General features: G+C 70.2%; 22 protein-coding genes. 9 read left to right on the top strand and 13 right to left on the bottom strand.

All coding sequences use genetic code 11. The features are described 5' to 3' along the window. The 9 genes from ACFO0C_RS20280 (at window position 1) to ACFO0C_RS20240 (ending at window position 9,424) form a co-directional block, all read left to right on the top strand. Window positions 1–393, top strand: a complete 393-nt coding sequence (locus ACFO0C_RS20280) for a flagellar basal body rod protein FlgC (RefSeq protein ID WP_378068204.1) — start codon at window positions 1–3, stop codon at window positions 391–393. Further along, window positions 390–755 (top strand): flagellar hook-basal body complex protein FliE, encoded by a 366-nt coding sequence (locus tag ACFO0C_RS20275; RefSeq protein WP_378068203.1) that lies wholly within the window; start codon window positions 390–392, stop codon window positions 753–755. Before ACFO0C_RS20280 ends, ACFO0C_RS20275 begins: the two co-directional genes overlap by 4 nt. Before the next feature lies 1 nt (window position 756). Further along, window positions 757–2,367, top strand: a complete 1,611-nt coding sequence (fliF, locus tag ACFO0C_RS20270) for a flagellar basal-body MS-ring/collar protein FliF (RefSeq protein WP_378068202.1) — start codon at window positions 757–759, stop codon at window positions 2,365–2,367. A 16-nt stretch (window positions 2,368–2,383) separates the two neighbouring features. After that, window positions 2,384–3,409: a flagellar motor switch protein FliG gene (gene fliG, locus ACFO0C_RS20265; protein WP_378068201.1), complete on the top strand. Its 1,026-nt coding sequence runs from the start codon at window positions 2,384–2,386 to the stop codon at window positions 3,407–3,409. Continuing rightward, window positions 3,393–4,067, top strand: coding sequence for a FliH/SctL family protein (locus ACFO0C_RS20260; protein WP_378068200.1), 675 nt, complete (start codon window positions 3,393–3,395; stop codon window positions 4,065–4,067). The genes fliG and ACFO0C_RS20260 overlap by 17 nt, the downstream gene beginning before the upstream one ends. Beyond that, window positions 4,064–5,371 carry a FliI/YscN family ATPase gene (locus ACFO0C_RS20255; RefSeq protein WP_378068199.1) on the top strand — a complete coding sequence of 436 codons (1,308 nt, stop codon included), beginning with the start codon at window positions 4,064–4,066 and terminating at the stop codon, window positions 5,369–5,371. Before ACFO0C_RS20260 ends, ACFO0C_RS20255 begins: the two co-directional genes overlap by 4 nt. Before the next feature lie 414 nt (window positions 5,372–5,785). Beyond that, window positions 5,786–6,244, top strand: coding sequence for a cell envelope biogenesis protein TolA (locus ACFO0C_RS20250; protein ID WP_378068198.1), 459 nt, complete (start codon window positions 5,786–5,788; stop codon window positions 6,242–6,244). Next, window positions 6,241–7,230, top strand: coding sequence for a transglycosylase SLT domain-containing protein (locus ACFO0C_RS20245; protein WP_378068197.1), 990 nt, complete (start codon window positions 6,241–6,243; stop codon window positions 7,228–7,230). The genes ACFO0C_RS20250 and ACFO0C_RS20245 overlap by 4 nt, the downstream gene beginning before the upstream one ends. Before the next feature lie 46 nt (window positions 7,231–7,276). Beyond that, the gene (locus ACFO0C_RS20240) at window positions 7,277–9,424 is read left to right on the top strand and encodes a flagellar hook-length control protein FliK (RefSeq protein ID WP_378068196.1); all 2,148 of its coding nucleotides are present in this window, start codon (window positions 7,277–7,279) and stop codon (window positions 9,422–9,424) included. 44 nt (window positions 9,425–9,468) lie between these two features. On the opposite strand, the gene ACFO0C_RS20235 is transcribed toward ACFO0C_RS20240, so the two are convergent. From ACFO0C_RS20235 to ACFO0C_RS20175, 13 genes are all read right to left on the bottom strand, one after another. Continuing rightward, on the bottom strand, window positions 9,469–9,717 hold the full coding sequence (locus ACFO0C_RS20235; protein ID WP_378068195.1) for a hypothetical protein: 249 nt from the start codon (window positions 9,715–9,717) through the stop codon (window positions 9,469–9,471). Window positions 9,718–9,730: 13 nt separating this feature from the next. Next, the gene (locus ACFO0C_RS20230) at window positions 9,731–11,257 is read right to left on the bottom strand and encodes a hypothetical protein (protein ID WP_378068194.1); all 1,527 of its coding nucleotides are present in this window, start codon (window positions 11,255–11,257) and stop codon (window positions 9,731–9,733) included. Further along, the gene (locus ACFO0C_RS20225; RefSeq protein ID WP_378068193.1) at window positions 11,247–13,232 is read right to left on the bottom strand and encodes a flagellar biosynthesis protein FlhA; all 1,986 of its coding nucleotides are present in this window, start codon (window positions 13,230–13,232) and stop codon (window positions 11,247–11,249) included. Before ACFO0C_RS20225 ends, ACFO0C_RS20230 begins: the two co-directional genes overlap by 11 nt. Before the next feature lie 232 nt (window positions 13,233–13,464). Further along, complete coding sequence (locus tag ACFO0C_RS20220; RefSeq protein WP_378068192.1) at window positions 13,465–14,556, bottom strand: EscU/YscU/HrcU family type III secretion system export apparatus switch protein; 1,092 nt, start codon at window positions 14,554–14,556, stop codon at window positions 13,465–13,467. 47 nt (window positions 14,557–14,603) lie between these two features. Further along, entirely contained in the window at window positions 14,604–15,368 is a 765-nt protein-coding gene (fliR, locus tag ACFO0C_RS20215; protein WP_378068191.1) for a flagellar biosynthetic protein FliR, read from the bottom strand. Window positions 15,369–15,372: 4 nt separating this feature from the next. Next, a complete protein-coding gene (gene fliP / locus ACFO0C_RS20210) occupies window positions 15,373–16,131 on the bottom strand; it encodes a flagellar type III secretion system pore protein FliP (protein ID WP_378068190.1) in 759 nt (252 codons plus the stop codon). Between the two features lies 1 nt (window position 16,132). Then, window positions 16,133–16,555, bottom strand: a complete 423-nt coding sequence (locus tag ACFO0C_RS20205; protein ID WP_378068189.1) for a flagellar biosynthetic protein FliO — start codon at window positions 16,553–16,555, stop codon at window positions 16,133–16,135. Between the two features lie 5 nt (window positions 16,556–16,560). Then, entirely contained in the window at window positions 16,561–17,313 is a 753-nt protein-coding gene (gene fliN / locus ACFO0C_RS20200) for a flagellar motor switch protein FliN (protein ID WP_378068188.1), read from the bottom strand. After that, complete coding sequence (locus ACFO0C_RS20195) at window positions 17,310–18,260, bottom strand: flagellar motor switch protein FliM (RefSeq protein ID WP_378068187.1); 951 nt, start codon at window positions 18,258–18,260, stop codon at window positions 17,310–17,312. Before ACFO0C_RS20195 ends, fliN begins: the two co-directional genes overlap by 4 nt. A gap of 109 nt (window positions 18,261–18,369) precedes the next feature. After that, a complete protein-coding gene (locus ACFO0C_RS20190) occupies window positions 18,370–18,828 on the bottom strand; it encodes a flagellar basal body-associated FliL family protein (RefSeq protein WP_378068186.1) in 459 nt (152 codons plus the stop codon). Window positions 18,829–18,845: 17 nt separating this feature from the next. After that, entirely contained in the window at window positions 18,846–19,844 is a 999-nt protein-coding gene (locus ACFO0C_RS20185) for a flagellar motor protein MotB (protein ID WP_378068185.1), read from the bottom strand. Window positions 19,845–19,849: 5 nt separating this feature from the next. Next, on the bottom strand, window positions 19,850–20,641 hold the full coding sequence (locus ACFO0C_RS20180) for a flagellar motor protein (protein WP_378068184.1): 792 nt from the start codon (window positions 20,639–20,641) through the stop codon (window positions 19,850–19,852). Further along, window positions 20,641–20,928, bottom strand: coding sequence for a flagellar FlbD family protein (locus ACFO0C_RS20175; RefSeq protein WP_093619563.1), 288 nt, complete (start codon window positions 20,926–20,928; stop codon window positions 20,641–20,643). The genes ACFO0C_RS20180 and ACFO0C_RS20175 overlap by 1 nt, the downstream gene beginning before the upstream one ends. Window positions 20,929–21,081: the final 153 nt, after the last annotated feature.

Below are 21,081 nucleotides of genomic sequence, written 5' to 3'. Positions count from 1 at the left end.
ATGAGTACCTTCAACGCCATCGGAATCGCGGGTAGCGGCGTCACGGTCTACCGGAAGTGGCTGGACGCGGTGGCCGACAACCTCGCGAACATCAACACCACCACCCGGACCAGCGAGAACGCCTTCCAGGCCCGGTATGTCGCGGCGCGTTCCGCGCAGGACGGTAACGGTGCCGAGGTCGCCGGTGTCCACTTCGGTAGCGCCGAGGGCATCCTGGCCTACGAGCCGGAGAACCCCCTCGCCGACGCCGAGGGCTACGTCCGCCGCCCGGACATCGACATGGGCAACCAGATGGCCCAGCTCATGATGGCCCAGCGTTCCTACCAGGCGAACCTCGCCGTGGTGGACCGGGCTCGCGACTCGTACACCGCCGCGATCAACCTCGGGAAGTGATCCTCTTGTCCGCACCGATCAGCCCCATCGGTGGCTTCTCCGCCATCGGCGGGCTCAGCGACCGTGGTGTCGGGCTCGGCGGCCTCAACGGCCTCGGCGGCATGCTGGGGTCATCCGAGCCGCAGGCCCCGCAGGGTCCCAACGCCGACTTCGCCGGAATGCTCGCCAAGGGCATCGAGAACGTGCAGGCCTCTCAGGCCAAGGCCGCTGACCTGGCCGTACAGGTCGCCGACGGCCGGCTGGCCGACCCGGCGCAGTACACGATGGCGTCCACCGAGGCCGCCCTCGGCCTCCAGCTGACCATGGCGATCCGCAACAAGGCCGTCGAGGCCTTCCAAGAGATCATGAGGATGCAGGCCTGACATGACCGACCGCCTTCCCGCTCCGGTACGCCGCATCACGGACACCTTCAGGTCCTTCACGCCGGGACAGAAGGCTGTCACCGTTTTCGCGGTTCTCGCGCTCGCCGTCGGCGGCTACTTCTTCGCCACCTGGGCGGCGAAGCCGTCGTATCAGATCCTGTTCAACAATCTGTCCACCAAGGACGCCAGCGCGATCGTCGAGTCGCTGCAGAAGTCCGGCACCCAGTACGAGCTGGCCAACGACGGTCAGACGATCATGGTGCCGCGCGAGCAGGTGAACGAGCTCCGCCTCCAGCTCTCCGGCGAGGGCCTGCCCAACGACGAGGGCACCGGCTACTCGCTGCTGGACCAGCAGGGCATCACCACCAGCGACTTCATGCAGCACGCCAACTACCAGCGGGCACTCGAGGGCGAACTGGCCAACACCATCAAGTCGATCGACGGCGTCGAGGCCGCGACGGTCCACCTGGTGATGCCGAAAGAGGACATCTTCACCGACGACCAGACCCAGCCGACCGCGTCGGTGCTGGTCGCCTCGAAGGCGAGCAACCCGCTCGACCAGCAGCAGGTGCAGTCGATCGTGCACCTGGTCGCGTCGAGCGTCGAAGGACTCGACCCGACCCAGGTCACCGTCGCCGGCTCGGACGGCCGGATGCTCTCCACCGGCGGCGGCAACACGGTCGGTGCCACCGGAGCTGACAGCGGCACCGAGCAGCAGACCGTGGCGTTCCAGAACCGTCTGAACAACTCACTCCAGCGGATGCTCGACAACCTGGTCGGCCCGGGCCACTCGGTGGTCACCACCACCCCGATCCTGGACTTCGACCAGACCGAGACGCGGAGCAAGAAGTACAGCACCGACCCGGCCATGCCGGCCGAGACGGAGAACCTCAAGAGCGAGACCTACACCGGCAGCGGCGTCGGCAACGGTGGCGTACTGGGGCCGGACAACATCCAGGTGCCCAACGGCACCGGCAACGGTCAGTACCAGCAGAAGGACGAGACGCGTACCCGCCGCTTCAACGAGGTGGAGGAGGTCCGCCGCAACGCGCCGGGCAGCATCGAGCGCCTCAACGTCTCGGTCCTGCTGGACAGCACGGTGGCCGGCGCGATCAACCCGACCGAGGTGCAGCAGTTGCTCAGCGCCGCGGCCGGTATCGACCCGACCCGGGGCGACACCATCGCGGTGGCCTCGATGCCGTTCGACACCACTCAGGCCCAGGCGGCGAAGGACGAGCTCGCCGCGGCGGCCGCGGCCGAGAAGACCGCGAAACAGACCAAGCTGATCCAGACCGGTGCCCTGCTGTTCGTGGTGCTGATGCTGGTCATGCTGGCCTGGCGGGCCAACCGTCGCGCCAAGAAGCGTCAGCAGCAGCTCACCGAGGAGGAGCGCCGGCACCTCGAGGAGATGCAGGCCGCACTCGAGGCGCAGCGGGCGGCTGAGATCGACGTCACCACCGCACACATGCTGGAGCTTCCGGACGTCGCCGATAAGACGGACGAAGCGCGGGAGGAGCGTCATCGTGAGATCGAGGACCTGGTCCGGGAGAAGCCGGACGAGACGGCGTCCCTGATCCGCAGCTGGATCTCCGCCGACGAGAGCAACCGCTGAACCCCAGGAGCAACAGTTGACTACACCGGCGCTCACCACGCTCTCCATGACCGGAGTGCGCAAGGCCGCGATCATGCTGGTTCAGTTCGGCAGGGAGCACGCGGCGCAGGTCATGGCGAACATGACCGACAAAGAGGTCGAGATGGTGTCCGCCGAAGTGGCTCGGCTGGGCAAGCTCGACCCCGTCCAGGTCGACGACGTCATGGACGAGTTCTACGCCATGGCCACCACCCGATACGCCGGGTCGGGTGGCATGGAGTACGCCAGGGAGCTGCTGGAGGCGTCGCTCGGCAAGGAGCGGGCGGCGCTCATCCTGGAACGGCTCGAAGCGTCGATGAACGACATCCCGTTCAACTTCCTCAGCCACGCCGACCCCCGGCAGCTGCTCTCCTACGTCCAGTACGAGCACCCGCAGACGATCGCGCTGGTGCTGGCCCACATCCCGTCCGGTCTGGCCTCGTCGATCCTGGCCGGGCTGCCGCTGGAGGTGCAGACCGAGGTCGCGCACCGTATCGCGATCATGGACCGCACCTCGCCGGACATCATCCGCCAGGTGGAGAGCGCCCTGCAGCGCAAGCTGTCCAGCGTGCTCCAGCCGGACGAGCTCTCCACGGTCGGCGGCCTCCAGCCACTCGTCGACATCATCAACCGGGCCGACCGCACCACCGAACGCCTCATCCTGGAGGCGCTCGACGCGCGCAGCCCGGAGCTGGCCGAGGAGATCCGCCGGCGGATGTTCATGTTCGAGGACATCATCAACCTGGAGGACCGCGCGGTGCAGCTCATCCTGCGCCAGGTGGAGCCGGCCGACCTGGCCACCGCTCTCAAGGGCGTTCCCGAGGGCGTACGGGACAAGGTCACCAAGAACCTCTCCGAACGCGGGCGGGAGAACCTCCTGGAGGAGATGGACCTGCTCGGCCCGGTGAAGGTCAAGATGGTCGAGGAGTCCCAGGCCAAGATCGTCAGTGTCATCCGTACGCTCGAGGACTCCGGTCAGATCGAGATCCAGCGTGGTGGCGAGGCCGATGAGCTCATCGCCTGACCGGGTGCTCCGCGGGGTGGCGGCCGAGAACGCCGCCGCCGCGCGGTTCGGCATCGACCTGCGCAAGGAGACCCCGGTCAACGAGGAGATCCTCGAACGGGCCCGCCAGCAGGCCCAGACCACCGGATACGCCGAGGGATGGGCACAGGGCAAGCGCGACGCCGCGGCCGCCAACGAGGCTGCCGCGGCACGCGCCGTGCTCGCCGAGGAGGCGTACGAGCAGCGCCGCACCACCGCCCTGGCCAGCGCCGTGAACGCCCTCGGCCGTGCGGTGACCGGCCTCGAGGACCAGCTCATGCCGACCTTCACCGAGCTGCAGGAGGTCGTGCTGGCCAGCGCCTGGGAACTGGCCGAGGCGATCATCGGCCGTAACCTGCGCGACGACCCGGAACGCGGAGCGGACGCCCTGCGCCGGGCGATGACCGCCACACCGGAACACGGCGACGTCACCGTCTCCCTGCATCCCGACGACTACCGCAATCTCACCGGCTCCGACTCCGGCTCCGGCGCGGACTTCGACTTCCAGGGGCGCCGCATCACGCTGCGCCCCGACCCCGGACTCCAGCCCGGGGACGCGGTCGCCGAGACCGGCACCGCGACCGTCGACGCCACCATCGCGGCGGCGGTGGCCCGGGCCCGCGAGGCGCTACGTCTGTGACCGATCTCTTCCAGCACCGCATCCGCAGTGCGATCGAGGCAGCCCGTCCGCTGGTCAGCGGGCGGGTCACCGGCGCCGTCGGGCTACGCGTGACGGTCAGCGGGCTGGAGGCCAACGTCGGCGACCTGCTGCGCATCGGCACCGGACCGGACCAGGTCCTGGCCGAAGTGGCCGCCCTCGACGGCGAACGGCTCTCCTGCATGCCGCTCGGGCCGATCGCCGGGATCGGCGCCGGCACCCCCGCGTACAGCACCGGCGGGCCACTGCGCATCGCCGTCGGGCCCGACCTGCGCGGGCGCATCCTCGACGGGCTCGGCCGCCCGATGGACGGCGGCCCACCGCTGCGCGGTGCCCTGGTGCCGATCGACGGGACGCCGCCGTCCGCGATGGAACGGCAACTGGTCGGAACGCAGATGTCCCTCGGGGTACGCGTCCTCGACACCCTCGTCCCGTGCGGCAGGGGCCAGCGCATCGGCATCTTCGCCGGCTCCGGGGTCGGCAAGTCCACCCTGATGAGCCAGATCACCCGGGGCACCGCGGCCGAGCTGAACGTCGTCGCCCTGGTCGGCGAACGCGGCCGCGAGGTCCGCGAGTTCATCGAGCACGACCTCGGTCCGGAGGGCCTGGCCCGCTCGGTCCTGGTGATCGCCACGTCGGACACGCCGCCGCTGGTCCGGCTCCGGGCCGGCGCGGTCGCCACCCGGATCGCCGAGTACTACCGGGACGAGGGCGCCGACGTGCTCCTCATGATGGACAGCGTGACGCGTGCGGCGATGGCGCAACGAGAGGTCGGCCTGTCGGTCGGCGAGCCGCCGGCCACCCGGGGCTATCCACCGTCGGTCTTCGCGATGCTCGCCTCCCTGCTGGAACGGGCCGGGCCGGGCGCCCGCGGCAGCATCACCGGTCTCTACACGGTTCTCGTCGAAGGCGACGACCACAACGAGCCGATCGCAGACGCGGCCCGGTCGATCCTCGACGGGCACATCGTGCTGGACCGCAAACTGGCCACTGCCGGTCATTTCCCCGCCATCCAGTCCCTCGACTCGATCTCCCGCGTCGCCAACAAGATCACCAACCAGCAGCAGCGGGCCGACGCCACCGAACTCCGCCGCCTCATGGCCGCGCACCGCGACATCCGCGAACTCGTCGAGATCGGCGCCTACGTCCCCGGCACCAATCCCGACGCCGACCGGGCCAATGCGGCGTGGGCACAGATCAGCGCCTTCCTCCGCCAGGACCTCGACGACCGGACCACCGCCGAGTCCGCGTGGGCCGCTCTCCGAGCCCTGATCGCCACCACCTGAGATCCCGCCGGCTGCCACCGCTGTCCCGGGGCCTTCGAGACAGCGGTGCGGACCAGCCGGGGACCACCGCATCAGCCCGGCGCCCGCGTTTCGGCCCTGCCGTCCGGCGACCTCGCGCGGCGCGGGCGGGGCGGTCCGGTTTGCGGTTGAGGGCGGTTTCTTGCGTACGAGATGAAGGTTGTCGCCTTTTGCGTGGACCGCGACCCTCGCGAACCGGGAGGGGACCACGCACCGCGCCCGGCAACCGCGCTCTCGTGCCGAAGGCCGCAAGCGGTGCGCAAGACAGGCGAACGGCGGGCTTGAGGGATGCCGTCCTGGCAGCTCAGTAGCGAAGTCGGTGCAGGGGCTCAGGGGTTCGGCGGGCGGACCGAAGCGGCTAGGTGAGGGCCCACCGGCCCCGCTAGGAGGCCCACGTTGAACCGCCTGTTCCGACTGGCACCCGTGCTGCGCGCCCGCAAGGCACAGGAGGACGCCGCCCGTGGCGCCGTGATTCAGTCCCGAGCCGAGATCCGTGCGGCCGAGGACCTGGTCAAGCGCCGCAAGCTGGACCTGGTCGGCGCCGACGCGCCGTCCGAGGGGTCGGCACGGGCCATGGTCGCGGCGCTGGTCGCCCGGCAGTCGCTGGCCGCCGGGCTGTTCGACGCCCAGCGCATGGTGACCAGCGCCGAGGTGATCGAGGAGGAGAAGCTGGCCGCCCTCGCGGACGCCGCCAAGCGGCGCCGGGCCGTGGAGATGATGGCCGAACGCCACGCCGCCACCGTGAAGGCCCACGACCTGCGGACCGATCAGGCCGCCCTCGACGAACTCGCCGTCACCGCGAAAGCGCGCGACGCCGCCGGAACCGTCAACGACCCGAACCGGAGCGAAGCATGATGATGGGTGTCACCGGAGTCCTCTCCCGCATTGCCGAACTCCAGGACCAGCTGGGTCTCACTCCGGCTCCGGCCCCGGCGGCGAGCGGTGGCACGTCGGGCGCGAAGTTCGCCTCGGCACTCGCCGGCGCCACCGGCGGCACCGGCGGTGGGTCGCCCTCCTCCGGCCCGTCCGGCGGCGATGTCGTCGAGGCGGCCAAGAAATATCTGGGTACGCCGTACGTCTTCGGCGGCGACGACCCGGCCAAGGGGCTGGACTGTTCGGCCCTGGTGCAGCGCGCCTACCGTGACCTCGGTGTCGAGCTGCCGCGCAACTCGTGGCAGCAGGCGAAGGCCGGCCGCCCGGTGGCGAGCATGGCCGACGCCAAGCCGGGCGACATCCTCGCGTTCAATTCGCCGGTCGACCACGTGGCGATCTACCTGGGCGGCAACCGGATGATCGCGGCCCCGAAGCCGGGTGACCACGTCAAGATCCAGAGTGTCTACGAGACGCCGAGCGCCATCCGCCGTGTCCTCGACACCGTTCCGACGGCGGCCGTGCAGGACATGTCGTCGCTGCGCCCGGCCGGGCTGCGGGCCGCAACCGCCGGTGAAGGGCTCGGCGGTGTGCCGTACGCGAACCTGTTCGAGCAGGCCGGCGCCCGGCACGGCGTCTCGCCGAAGCTGCTCGCCGCGGTCGCCAAGGTCGAGTCCGGCTACAACCCGAAGGCCGTCAGCAAGGCCGGTGCCCAGGGCCTCATGCAGCTGATGCCGGCGACCGCCCGCGGGCTCGGTGTCGACGACGCGTTCGACCCGGCGCAGGCGGTGAACGGGGCGGCGAAGCTGCTCGCCAGGAACCTGCGTGAGTTCAAGTCGGTGCCGCTGGCGCTGGCCGCCTACAACGCCGGTGGCGGGGCCGTGCACCGGTACGACGGAATCCCCCCGTTCGCCGAGACCCAGGCCTACGTCCCGAAGGTGCAGAAGGCACTGGCCGCACTCGGCGGCTGAGAACTTGCCCTGATCAGACACCCCATCCAGCAGGGAGAGCATGACCATGCCGAGTTCAGTGACGGGTCCCGACCGTCGGCCGGGCGCCGACACGACCAAACGGCCGGGCGGACGGCGTGAGGAGGGCGGGCCGGAGTTCGGGTCGACGCTGTCGGCGGAGATGAGCCGTCCCGGTGACCAGGACGAGCGAGCCGCCGACCGGCCACCCGGAATGCGGGACTCCGCCTCGACCTCTCAGGTCGCCGCTCGTTTCGCTGCGGACCGGGCGGCGATGTCCCGGGCGGCGGTCGCGCGGGTGGCGGCGGCCCGGGTCGCCGAGGACCGGGCGGCCGGTGCCCAGGAGGCTGCTGCCGGTGACCGGACGGCGCGGGCCGCTGACGGACGCGAGGCGGCCCGGGCGGTCGACGGACGTGAGGCGGCGCAGCGTGCGGCGGTGTCCCGGGCGGTAGCCGGACGAGCCGCCGCGTCGCGGGCCGCGGCCGGGCGCGAGGCCACCGAACGGGCCGGTGCCGAACGTGCGGACCAGCGGGCCACCGTCCGGGACACCGCGGCACGGGCCGGCCGGCGGGCGGCCGCCGAACGGGACGATCAGCAGGCGGCCACCGAGCGCGCCGACCAGCAGGCCGTCACCGATCGGGCATCGGAGCGACGGGCGGCCGCGGGACGGGACTCGAAGCGGGTACCGGACCGGGCGGCCACGGACCGGGCCGTGGTCGACCGGGCGGCCGGGGACCCGGCCGCGCGCAGGGGCGAGACGACCGGCGGTGGCCGGCCCGCATCCCAGGCCGAGAAGGCCACGGACGTCGCCGGGACCGAGGCCGGGAAGGCCACGGTGACCGGCACCGAATCCGCCGCCGCGACCGCGACCGAGGCGACCGAGGCCGAGGAGAAGGCAACCGACGGCACGGTGACGGTGATGGCGACCGGTGTGATGGCGGGCCTCCAACTGCCGGTCCCGGCGGATGCCGCCACGACCGGGGACGCCGCGACCCCGGCGATCACCGGTCTGGCGCCGCAAGCCTCCCGGGTGGCCCTCACCGGTGACGGCTCGGCTGCCGCACCGGCGACGGGAACGGCACCCGCGGGTCAGACCACCGTCACCGGCACGGACACCGCTGCTCAGGCCGCGCCCGGGACCACGACGAGCACCACCGGCACCGCGACCGTCGGCCCGACGGCACCGGGCGGTGAGGGTACGGCCGCTGCCGCTGCCGCTCCCGCGCCGGGTGCGCCGGCCGGTGTCCCGGGACAGGCGGGCACGGCTGCGGCTGGTGCGGGGGCGGCTCCGGCCGTACCGCAGGGGGCTGGATCTCCGGTCGATCCGGCCGCGACCGCCGCGGCATCCACCGGGACCGGGGTCGCGACCGCGCCACGCCCGGAGAGCCTGCGCGCGCCGGAGACGACCGCCACGGCGGCGGCCGACACGTCCGCCGGGGCGGCCGACACGTTCGCCGGGGCGGCCGCCGAGCCGGTGCCGGCCGGGGAGGCGGCACCGGACACCGGCGGCCAGGACGGCGCCGGGCAGGGCGACCGGTCCGGACAGGGCAACGGAGGCGGTACGCCCGGCGCGTCCACCACGACCGCGGAGACCGCACCTGAACCCACCGGAGGCACACCCACAGGGTTCCCGCAGGTCAACGCACCAGCCGACGCGGGTGCACCGGTGCACCCGGCCGCTGCCGGAGTCGCCGGGACGACCGGCCCGCAGGCCGCCGCGCCCGCGGCACCGGCCGCCGAGCCGCAGGCCGCGGCCCCACCGGCCCCGAGCCTTCCCACGCACCCGGCGTCGCAGGTGGCCTCCCGGCTCGCCCCGCTGCGTCTGGACGCGGACGGTGTGCACCGGCTGACCGTTCAGCTGCACCCGGTCGATCTGGGCCCGGTGCAGGTGGTGGCGGAGATCCGCAACGGCGACATCACCGTGCAACTGTCCGGCGGGACCGAGGCCGGCACCGAGGCACTCCGGTCATCGCTCGACGATCTGCGGCGTGAGCTGGAGAACTCCGGGTTCGGCAACTGCACGCTCGACCTGCGACAGGGCAACGCGCAGCAACAGCAGGCACGGCAACAGTTCGCCGACTCGCTGGGCCGGCGGACCGACACCGCACGTGGTGGACCGGACGTCGGCGCCGAGCCCGCGCCGGTCACCACCCGCCGGGTGGACCCGGGATCGGGCCGGCTGGACGTGCAGGCCTGACAGCGAACGGCGCCGGCTCCCGCTCGTGCGGGGGCCGGCGCCGGTCAGGTCGACTTCCCCGGTTCGGGGCTGTCGTACGGCTCGGGCGTCATCACGGTCGCCGGGGGCTCCTCCTCGGCCTTCCGGTATCCGGCGAGGATGAATCGGAGCCCGGCCATGAGCACGGCGGCGATCGGCACCGCGACGAGGAAACGGATCAGTACCTGGATCAGGTCGATCTCGTCACCGAGCAGGCGGTAGAACGCCGGCGCGCTCATCAGCAGCGCGAACAGCAGAACCGACGGCTTGATCATCGGCTGGACGGGGTCAGCGGCGGCCGGAGCGGGTCACCCGGCGCGGCACCACCGCCGAGGGCATGACCTCGGCCGCGATCCGGGCGCAGAGCATCGCGGCCCAGGCGTGCGGGGTGGCCGGTTTGCCGTCCAGCGAGAAGATCGGCACGTCCAGGCCGAGCACCGACGCGGGGTCGGCGGTGAGTTCCACGCTGTGCACCACGAGCGCCTCGACCTCGCCGAGATTGCGCAGGTGGCGGGCGGAGTCGGCGGTCTTGCGGGTGGCGTCGACGACGGCCCAGAGCGCGGTGGCGCCGAGCGCGTCGCACATGTCGTTGACCCAGAACGGGTCGGTCCCGCCGACCGGCGCCTCGATCACCACCACCCACGGGTGCTCGGAGCTCTGCAGCTTCTCCGCCCGAGACTCGGCCGAACTGCGGCTGGAGATGAGCCGGGACGAGTGCAGTCCGGTACCGGCCGTGGACGGCGCGGCGAGCAGCAGATGGGTCTGGTCGACGTGCAGCTGCTCGAGGATCTGCTTGGCGATCGGCACGGCCGTGTGCACCTCGCCGGCCAGCACCAGGATCTCGCCGGGGCCGTCCGGGATGCCGGGGGCGGCCGGGCGGGCGGCGAGGACGCTGAGCACACCGGCGTACGTGTCCCCGCCGGTGATCTTGCGGGCCATCGACTCGGGCATGCCGACCGTGATCAGGTTCCGCTGCACGGGGTCGAGTTCGCCGGAGCGCAGGGCGGCCGGGCTCGCGGGCGGCGCCGCCGGAGCGGGCGAGACCGGCACCGACTCGTCCAGCCCGTACACCTCGGCCGCGGATCGCATGGGTGCCGGCGGCTGGGCGAAGGCGGCGCGCGGTGGCGCCGGGGTCGGCTCGACGGTCCGGAACGGTGCCGGGGATACCGAGCGGGGAGCGGCGGTGGCCGCACGGATCGGTGTCATGGTCTCGCGGGGCTCCGGGGTCTCGCGCTCCTTGGCGGCGGACCGCTCGGGGAAGCTCGGCATGGTGGGAAGTGCCGCGGGCAGCGGCCGCTGGCCGGCGTTGACCGCCGAGCCGGTGGCGGTGGCCGGGCGGAAGGGGCGCACCGTCGGCGCCTCCTCGCGGGCCTCGGCGTGCTTGGGATCGGCCGCCACCCGGGGACGGGACGGTGCCCGGCCCTCACCGAGGTGCCCGGCGACGTCGAGGCCGGCCATCAGCTCGGCGAACGCGGCACCGGTGTCGCCGATCCCGGCCTGCCGGCCCTCCTGGCGTGTCCGCCGTTCGGGCGCGGCGGGCGGCCGGTCGGTGGTCACCCGGTCGCGGGCCTCGGCCTGTTCGAGCAGGCGCTCGAAGTTGTGTGTGCCGTTGCCGGCGACGGTCTGTTGCGCCATGTCCTCACTGTCCTCGGTTGGATCCGGTACCTCGACGGAGAGCTCGTAGTGCTGCTTCGCGAAGAAGCCCCCGATGCCACCACTTCGTACCTTGTCGGCGGAGATGATCCGGACGGCCGAGCCGTACTCGTCACGGACCTGAGCCAGCAGCGGCTCGATGGCCGGCCCCTCAAGCAGCACCCGCGTAGGCACCGTTCACCACCCCTATCGTCTCGATCTGTGCGGTGGAACCAGAGATTTCGCTGTACGACAGCACCTGAACCCGGCGCGAGCCGGCTCGCAGCAGTCGCATCAGTGGCAGCCGCAGCTGTGGTGAGCAGGCCAGGACCGGGTTGAGTCCCTGCTGCTCCGCGGCCTCGGCGAGCCGGCTGGCCTCGCTGACGATCGCCTCGGCACGCATGCCGTCGATCGCCATGAAGGCACCGGTGTCGCTCGGCCGCAGCGATTCGAGCAGGCCCTGCTCGAGCATCGGGTCGAGCGTGATCACGGTCAGCCGGCCCGCTGTCGCGTACTGGGCGGCGATGGCCGGCCCGAGGGCGCCACGCGCCGCCTCGACCAGGCCGTCGTGATCCTGGGAGGTCTTGGCCCGCAGCGACAGCGCCTCGAAGATCCGGACCAGGTCGCGAATCGGCACACCCTCGTCGAGCAGCGCCTGCAGCACCTTCTGGACCTGGCCGAGGCTGAGCAGGGCCGGGGTCAGTTCCTCCACCACCACCGGGTGGGTTCGCTTGACCATCTCGGAGAGCGCGCGGACGTCCTCGCGGCCGAGCAGGCGGCTCGCGTTGGTCCGGACGATCTCAGCCAGATGCGTGATGATCACCGAGGCCCGGTCGACGACCGTCGCGCCGGAGATCTCGGCCTGATAGTGCAGTTCGGCGGGGACCCACTTGCCGGCCAGTCCGAAGACCGGTTCGACCCCGGCCCGGCCGGGGAGTGCCTGCAGGCCTTCGCCGATGGCCAGGACGGTGCCCGGCGGCGCCTGGCCGGTGCCGGCGTCGACGCCAGAGATCCGGATCGCGTACGAGGAGAGGGGCAGGTCGAGGTCGTCCCGGGTACGGACCGGCGGCATGATCACGCCGAGTTCCATGGCCATCTTGCGACGCAGGGCGCGGACCCGGTCGAGCAGGTCGCCGCTGCTGGCGTCGACGAGGTCGACCAGGTCGGGGGCGAGGGCCAACTCCAGCGGGTCGATCCGCATCTCGCCGAGCAGTTGTTCCGGCGAGTCGGGTGCGGGCAGGTCGACCGCCTCGGCCGCCGCTCCGCTCTCGATCGGCTCGGGTGCGGGCTCCTTGACCCGCTGGGCGATCAGCAGCACCGTGGCGCCGACCAGGAGGAACGGCAGCGGTGGCAGCCCGGGGATGATGCAGAGCGCCATCGCCGCGCCGCCGCCGATGCGCAGTGCCAGTTTGTTCTGGCTGAGCTGGGTGGTGACGGTCTGGCCCATGTCGCCGGAGGTGGCCGAGCGGGTCACGATGAGACCGGTGGCGACCGACAGCAGCAGTGCGGGGATCTGCGAGACCAGGCCGTCGCCGATGCTCAGCATGCTGTAGTGGTTCATCGCGTCGACCGGCGACATCCCGGCCTGGAGGATGCCGATCGTGAAGCCGCCGATCAGGTTGATCAGCGTGATGATGATCGCCGCGATGGCGTCGCCCTTGACGAACTTGGATCCACCGTCCATCGCGCCGTAGAAGTCGGCTTCCGAGGACACCTCGATCCGGCGCTTCTTCGCCTCGGCCTCGTCGATCAGGCCGGCGTTGAGGTCGGCGTCGATCGCCATCTGCTTGCCGGGCATCGCGTCGAGGGTGAAGCGGGCACCGACCTCGGCGACCCGCTCGGCGCCCTTGGTGACCACGATCATCTGGACGATGACCAGGATCGTGAAGATGACGAGGCCGATGACCAGGTTGCCGCCGACGACGAAGCTGCCGAACGCGTGGATCACCTTGCCGGCGTCTCCGTCGCGGAGCACCAGGCGTGTCGCGCTGATGTTCAGGGCGAGCCGGAATAGTGTCATGACCAGCAGCAATGCCGGGAAGACGGCGAAGTCGAGAGGCTTCTGCACGAACATGGCGATCAGCAGGACGAGCAGGGCCGCCGTGATGTTCACGGCGATCAGCATGTCCAGCAGGAAGGTCGGCAGGGGGACGACCATCATGATGATGATGCCGACGACCCCTACGGGAACGGCGAACCTGCCTAGGTTTCGGTTCTTCACGGCACCTTCCGAGCGTGGGCAGTCGATGGCCATCCGGGCCCAGCCGTCGCCGTCCTGGCGTTGTTCTGTTCGGCGATCCGTCGCCATCACTGAGGCCGCTGTGGCACCGCCACGTCTCGATCTTCCCTGCTCTTGCACCGCGTTGTGAGGAAATCTCCGGAATCGGTGGTTATGCCATGGCTGGGGTCGGGTTCGGGTTGCGGTGCAAACCGGCCGCCGCACCACGTGCCTTCAGACTCATCACGAACGCCAGCACCTTTGCCACCGCGCCGTAGAACTCCGCCGGGATCTCCTGGCCGATCTCGCAGTTCTGGTTGAGCGCCCGGGCCAGCGGGACGTCCTGGACCATCGGGATCCGGTTCTCGGTCGCGATCTCCCGGATCTTCGCGGCCAGCGGCCCCTTGCCTTTCGCCACCACGCGGGGCGCGCCCTTCTCCGGCTCGTACCGCAAGGCCACCGCGACGTGCACCGGGTTGACCACCACGACATCCGCGGTCGGCACGTCGGCCATCTGCCGGTTCCGGGCCATGGCGTGCTGCTTGGCCCGGATCTGGGCCTTGATCAGCGGGTCACCCTCGGTGTTCTTGTGCTCCTGCTTGACCTCCTCCTTGCTCATCCGCAGCTGCTTCTTGGTCCGCCGGCGCACCACGAAGTAGTCGGCCGCCGCCATCACGATCCCGGCCGCGGCCGCCGCCCGGATCAGCTGGATCGACGCGTCACTGACCACCCCGAGCAGCGTGACGAGCGGCAGCCGGCCCGCGTCCATCAGCACCGGGACGATGTCCTGCATCGTGAACCAGAGGACCAGGCCCAGCACGAGCGTCTTGATCAGGGCCTTGAAGCCCTCCCAGAGCGCCTGCGGGCCGAACACACGCTTGATGCCGCTGAACGGATTGAGCCGGCTGAACTTGGGAATGAACAGCTTCGTGGCGATCCGGATGCCGCCCTGGGCACCGGCCGCGACGATGCCGACCGCCATCATGGTCAGCGCCAGCGGCAGCACCGCCCAGGCGGCGCTCATCAGCCCGTCCTTGAGGATGGCGAGGGTTTTTCCGACGTCCGGTTCGATGATCGTGTCCGGGATCTTGGCCATCAGATCCTGGGCGTGCTCCATGGCCTGGCGCAGCGTGCGCGGCAGCATGATGCTCGCCGCGAGCATCCCGACCCAGGCCCCGAGGTCCGGGGTCTTGCCGATCTGGCCTTCCTGCTTGGCCTTCTTCAGCTTTTGTTGTGTGGGTTCTTCGGTCTTCTCGCCGGACACGTCTCACCTCCCCGCGCTCGTGGCCTCCCCACGCTCTTCGGCGTGGATCAGCCGCCACTGAGCCGGACCACCGCGGTCACGGCCTTGTCGATGAGCGCGTCCAGCGCGCCCGGCAACATCGCGATGGCGAGCCCGGACATGGTCACCACCAGGAAGATCTTGACCGGGAAGCCCAGCTGGAACGCGTTGAGCGCGGGCGCCACCCGGTTGAGCAGGCCGAGCGCCACGTCGGCCAGGAACAGCACGGCGATCAGCGGGCCGGCGATCTGGACCGCGGCCAGGAACATCTCGCCGACCCCGCGCAGCAGCAGCCGGCTGAAGGTCTCGGTCGAGAAGGTGGCGTCCAGCGGGAGCGTACGGAAGCTCTGCAGGAACCCGCGCAGGATCATCTGGTGCCCGTCCCCGGCGAAGAGCAGGGTCAGCGCCACCAGGTTGTAGAACCGGCCGAAGATCGAGCTGCTGCTCTGCGAGAACGGGTCGTACGCCGACGCCAGCGTGAACCCGCTGAAGAGGTCGAGCAGGTCACCCGCGGCCTGGACGGCGGCGAAGAGCAGCGCGGTGAAGAAGCCGAGTGCCGCGCCGACGAAGACCTGCAGGGCGGCGCTGGCGATCAGATCCTTGGTCTCCAGTGACGGCACCGTGGTGGTCAGGTACGGCGTCATCGGCAGCGTCAGCCCGACCGAGAGCAGCGCCTTGACCTGCCCCGGGATCATCTTGGAGCTGAACGGCGGACACACGATCATCCACGCGCCGGTTCGTACCGCCCCCAGCATGATCGCCAGGAACTGGGCGATGGCGACGTCGAAGTTCATCGTCTCAGTACGAGCCCACCAGCGCCGTGATGACCAGGCTCCACCCATTGACCAGCACGAACAGCAGCAGTTTGAACGGCAGCGCGACGGTCACCGGGGGCAGCATCATCATGCCCAGCGACATCAGGGACGCCGACACCACGAGGTCGATGATCAAGAACGGGATGAAGATGACGAACCCGATGATGAACGCGGCCCGCAGCTCCGAGAGCACGAACGCCGGCACCAGCGTGGTCAGCGGCACCGACTGGATGTTGGCCGGACGCTCCTCACCGGACACCTTGATCAGCAACGCCAGTTCGTCCTCGCGGGTCACCTCGTACATGAACTCGCGCAGCGGCTCGACCCCGTCCCTGAACGCCTCCGACTGGGACTTGTCCCCTTTGAGATAGGGCTGCACGCCCTGCTCGTTGATCGCCGACACGGTCGGCCCCATGATGAACAGGCTCAGGAACAGGGCCAGGCCGGCGAGCACCTGGTTGGGCGGCATCGTGGTCAGCCCCAGCGCGTTGCGGGTGATGCCGAGCACCATGAAGACCTTGGTGAAACATGTGCACAGCAGCAACAGGGCGGGTGCCACCGAGAGCAGCGTCAGGCCGAGGACGATCACGAGGGACGCGGCCGGGCGGCTGCCGTCGGGGTTCGTACCGTTGATCTGGATGTCGATGCTGGGCGGTGTCGGCGCGGGCGCCGCGGAGGCGGCCGTCGGCAGCAGGACCAGTGTCGCCACCAGGGTCAGCAGCGAATACGCGCGCCGCACCATGTCATCGCCTCGTCGTCCGGTCGCGCAGGAACTCGAGGGTCGAGGTCCACGTCTTCGGGGAGAGCAGGGAGCCGTCGAGCCGGCCGCCGAGGCTCATCGGGTGCCGTCCCGGCAGCTTGGCGGACATGCCGCCGGGCTCCACCTCCATGTGATCCCGGTGCTCCTCGGGCTCGGTCTCGAAGGCGTCGATGTCCGTCTCGCCCAGCAGGCTGACCTGCTGTTCGGTGATCCCGAGCACCAGTGCACGGTCGGCCACCCGCACCACCGCCACCGCCGAGCCACGGCTCAGCTGCTGGCGGGTCAGCACCGCGAGCGTCCCGTCACGACGGTTCGCGTACGGCCGGCGAACGGCCTTGGCGAGCAGCCACATCAGCATCAGGACGACCAGGAGGGCGAGGACGACACGCACGGTGAGCGCGATCAAGACCGTTACTCCGCGCCCGGCGAGACGATCTCGGTGATCCGGATACCGAAGTTCTCGTCCACCACGACGACCTCGCCGCGGGCGATCAACCGGCCGTTGACCAGCAGGTCGGCCGGACTACCGGCGGCCCGGTCCAGCTCGACGATCGCGCCCGGGGTGAGCGAGAGCAGTTCCCGCACGCTCATCCGGGTCCGGCCCAGCTCGGCCGAGACCTCCATCTCGACGTCGTGCAGCATGTCCAGGCCGCCCCGGCCGGAGGCGTTCCGGGCCGGGGCCGCCCGCTGGGAGATGTTCAGCGCGCCCTGGTCGTCGCCGGGCCACAGGCTCAGCGCGAGGGCCACCACCGCCCGTACGTCGGTCTCGTCACGCAGCGGAACCGCGACCGAACCCTCCTTCGCGGCCAGCGCGCTGAGCGCGACCTCCGGCTCCATCAGCTGGCCGGGGTCGAGGACCACCGGGCCGAAGACCCGGGCCGCGGCCTCCAGTGCGGGACGGACGGCGGCGGTGAGGTCGAGCTCGCCGAGCGGGCTCTCCCGGAGGGCGTCCGCCAGGTCCTGAGCGACCACGACGACGACCTCACCGGAGGCCGCGCCGGTGAACCGCGCCGTGATCGCCTGGCCGTCGATCACCGTCCCGGCGTCCGGCACGACCGGGTCGCCGACCACCAGGGCTCGGCTGGTGGGCAGGACGGCCAGCGCGGCCTCGGCGGCGTTCCGGGCTAGCGCCAGCTGCGGCGCGGTCATGGTGGGCGCTGTCATGGGCGGCCAGACTCCTTGGACGAGCTCTCGTTGGGCGACGGCACGACGAGACAGGCGAGCCGGGCGCCCTGATTACCGGGGACTGCATGAGCGAAGACGATGTCGTTGACCGTCACCTCGAGCGGCCGGCTGGTCGCGTGTCCGAGCGGGACCACGTCGCCGGGGCGCAGATCCACGATGTCATCGGTACGCATCCTGATGGGCTGAAATCGCACTGCTACGTCGATCGGAGCGGCGGAAAGTCCGGCCGTCAGGTTCCGCAGGGAGGTGTCGCGCGACTCGCGTTCGGCGGCGCTCAGCACGATCGTCTCGGTCCGCGACAGCACCGGCAGGATGGTGTTGAACGGCAGACAGAGGGTGGAGATGCACTCCTCCGCCCCGATCTTGGTCTCGAAGGAGGCGACCACGACCGCGTCACCGGGAGCATGGGCCCGCAGGAACTGCGCGTTGTACTCGATCTCCTTGAGCTTCGGGGAGATGTCCACCATGCTCTCGAAGCCGTAGCGCAGCTCGCCCAGCATCCGTTCCATCAGGCCACGCAGCAGCGGCATCTCGACCTCGGTCAGCGGCCGCTCCGGCTGACTGCCGCCGGGGCCGCCGAGCATGTGGTCGATCGCGGTCATCACCGCCGACTGGGCTATCTCCAGCAACACCGTGCCGGGCAGCGGGTCGAGGGTGACCACGCCGATGATCGTCGGATTGGCGAGCGCGGCTACGTACTCGTCGTAGTTCAGCTGCTCGATGGAGATCAGCGAAACGTTGCTGACCGCCCGGAGCCGGGTGGTCAGGAGGGTGCCGCAGCTGCGCGCATAGGACTCGAAGACCATCTGCAACGTACGGACGTGCTCGCGGGAGAGCTTGATGGGACGCCGGAAGTCGTACGCGGTCGGGCCTCCGCCATGGCCGCGACGTGACATCCTGCCGGGGGATCGCTGAGCGGTGGTCACGTCGTCCTCATCGGCTCACTTACCGATCCGCTGAGCCGTGGCGGTGTTTTCATCCACTTCTCGCGCCGATGGGCGGGTCTCCCTGGGGAGACCCGCCCGGCCGGCGGTCCTACTGGGTCACGAAGGACGTGTAGTAGATGTCCATGACCATCTTCTTCTTCTCTTCGGTGTAGGCCTCGATCAGCTTGGTCTTCAGCTCTTCCTTGATCTTCTCGCGGCCCTCGGCGGTGGAGAGTTCCTCCAGCTTGCGACCGGTGTACTCGTCGATCGCCAGCTGGTAGGCCTCGCTCAGGTCGACCGCCTCGGTGCCGGCGTCCTCGGTCTGCTGGAGCGCGAAGCCGAGCTTCAGGTAGTGCCCGTCGGCCAGGTTCACCGTGATGGTGCTCTCGGCGGCGGTGACGACACCCTTGACCAGCTTCTCCTCGGCGGCAGAGGCCGAGTCGCCGCGGAGCATGAAGAACGCCCCGGCTCCACCGCCGCCCAGGATGACCAGCACGAGGGCGATGACGATCATCAGCATCTTGTTGGACTTCTTCGGCGCTTCGGCCGTTTCCTTCTCGTCAGCCATTACGAACTCCCCTCAGTTCAGTCGTGCGTGGTGGTCGTGGTGGTGGTTTCGGTCGACGCCTTCTGCTCGGCCTCGTACTCGGCGGTGGTCTGGCCGGTGTGCAGCTTCCCGTCCTCGCCGGCCGCCGACGGCAGCAGCGCCGCCTGGTCCGCGGTGAGCTGGGTGAGGACGACGACGTCCACCCGGCGGTTCATCTGGATCGAGCGCGGGTCCTTCGGGTCGATCAGCGGCTTGGTGTCGGAGAACCCGACCGCGCTGAGCCGCTTCTTCGGCAGACCGTGGTCGGTGAAGAACCGGACCGTGGTCGAGGCTCGCGCCGCCGACAGCTCCCAGCCGCTGGGGTAGAACGTGGTCCGCGCCTTGAGCTGGTTGGTGTGACCGTCGACCTCGATGCTGTTGGGCAGCTCGGCCAGGGTGGGGGCGATCGCGTTCAGGATCTTCTCGCCACCGGTCTGGAGCTCGGCCCGGTTGCCGGCGAAGACCACCTCGTTGGTCACGATGGTGACGATCAGGCCGCGCTGGTCGATCGTGAACTTCGCGCTGCCGAGCAGTTTCTGTGCCGCCAGCGCGTCGGCGATCCTCCGTTCGATGGCCTTCAGGTCCTCGGCCTCCTTGGCGGCCTTCTCCGCGTTGGCCGACGCCTTCTTGCGGTCCTCGGCCTGGACGGCCCGTGCGACCGCTTCCTTCTGCTTCTGGTTCAGGCCCTCGGTGCCCGAGCTGCCGTCACCGGGGTTGGAGCCCGGGTCGATCTGCACGACCTGGGCGTTGTTCGAGGCGCCGTCCAGCGGGGCGTAGTTGCCGCTGAACGCCGCGCTCTTGGAGCCGAACCCCTGGGACAGGCCCTGCGCCAACTGCGCGAACTTCTTCTGGTTCACGTCACTCATCGAGAAGAGCACCACGAAGAGAACAAACAGCAGGGTCAGCATGTCTGCGTACGACACGAGCCAGCGCTCGTGGTTGACGTGCTCCTCGTGCTCCTCGTGCTTCTGCTTACGCTTGCCCCCGCCGGAACTCATCTAGGTCAGGCCGCCTTCTTGCTCGAGGCCGCCGCTTCGGCCTTCTTCATCTCGTCCGGAGGCAGCAGGCTCCGCAGCTTCTGGGCGACCAGGCGCGGGTTCGAGCCGGCCTGGATGGCCAGGACACCGTCGATGACCAGCTCCATCTCCTCGGCCTCGATGGCGCCCAGCCGGTCGAGCCGGGCCGCCATCGGCAGGAAGATGATGTTCGCGCTGAGCACGCCCCAGAGGGTCGCGACGAACGCCGCGGCGATCGAGTGGCCGAGCGTCTCGGGCTTGTCCAGGTTCTCGAGCACGTGGACCAGACCCATGACCGTGCCGATGATGCCGATCGTCGGGGCGTAGCCACCCATGTTCTCGAAGAACTTCTTGCCGGCCTTGTCGGCCTTCTTCTTGGCCGCGACCTCGGCGTGCAGGATGTCGTGCAGCTCGTCCGGGTCGGTGCCGTCGATGGCGAGCTGCAGCCCGCGCTTGAGGAAGGGGTGCTCGACCGTCTTGACCGCGTCCTCGAGGGCCAGCAGGCCCTCGCGGCGGGCCCGCTCGGCCAGCTTCACGACGTTGTCGAGCAGCTGGGTCGGCGGGGTGACCTTGTTGGTGAAGGCCTTCTTGAGCTGATTGACGAAGCCGCCGGCGTCCTTCATGATGCCGCCGGCCATGGCGGCACAGAAGGCGCCACCGAAGACCAGGAGCATCGAGGGAAGCAGGATGATGGAGGCGGGTGAGCCGCCCTCCAGGATCTGGACGGTGAAGACGATCGCCAGGCCGGCGACCACACCGATGATGCTAGCGAGGTCCATCAGCGTTCCTTCCGGTGCAGCGGGAGCACCTTGGCGTCGAGGTCGTCATCCGAGGAGGACGAGGAAGTGGTGAGGGCCGAGGGCTCGGGCTCCATGCGGCTCGCCTGGGCGATCAGCGAGGCGCGGTAGTGACGCACCGAGTCGATGAATTCGGGCACGGACTCGGCGATGACGTACTTGGTGCCGTCCACCAGGGTGACGACCGTGTCGGGCGTGCAGTCGACGCGCTCGACCAGGTCCGGGTTCAGGGCGAACACGGCACCGTTGATACGAGTTACGAGGATCAAGACAGTTCCGTCCTTGGGTCGTCCTTGGCTGGTGTGGGCCGTCCGTGGCCCTTCGCCTGTTACTTCGGCCCGATCCCGGTTGCCGATGAGATCGAGGCGGTCGCTATCCGGGTGCGAAGGAGCTCACCCTTCCGGACGCGACGAACGGCCGGG

This window comes from Actinoplanes subglobosus (assembly GCF_042650585.1).
In the GTDB taxonomy this organism is placed as follows: Bacteria; Actinomycetota; Actinomycetes; order Mycobacteriales; family Micromonosporaceae; genus Actinoplanes; species Actinoplanes subglobosus.
The sequence above is the reverse complement of the archived record's forward strand: the minus strand, read 5'-3'. Positions and strand labels throughout refer to the sequence as shown.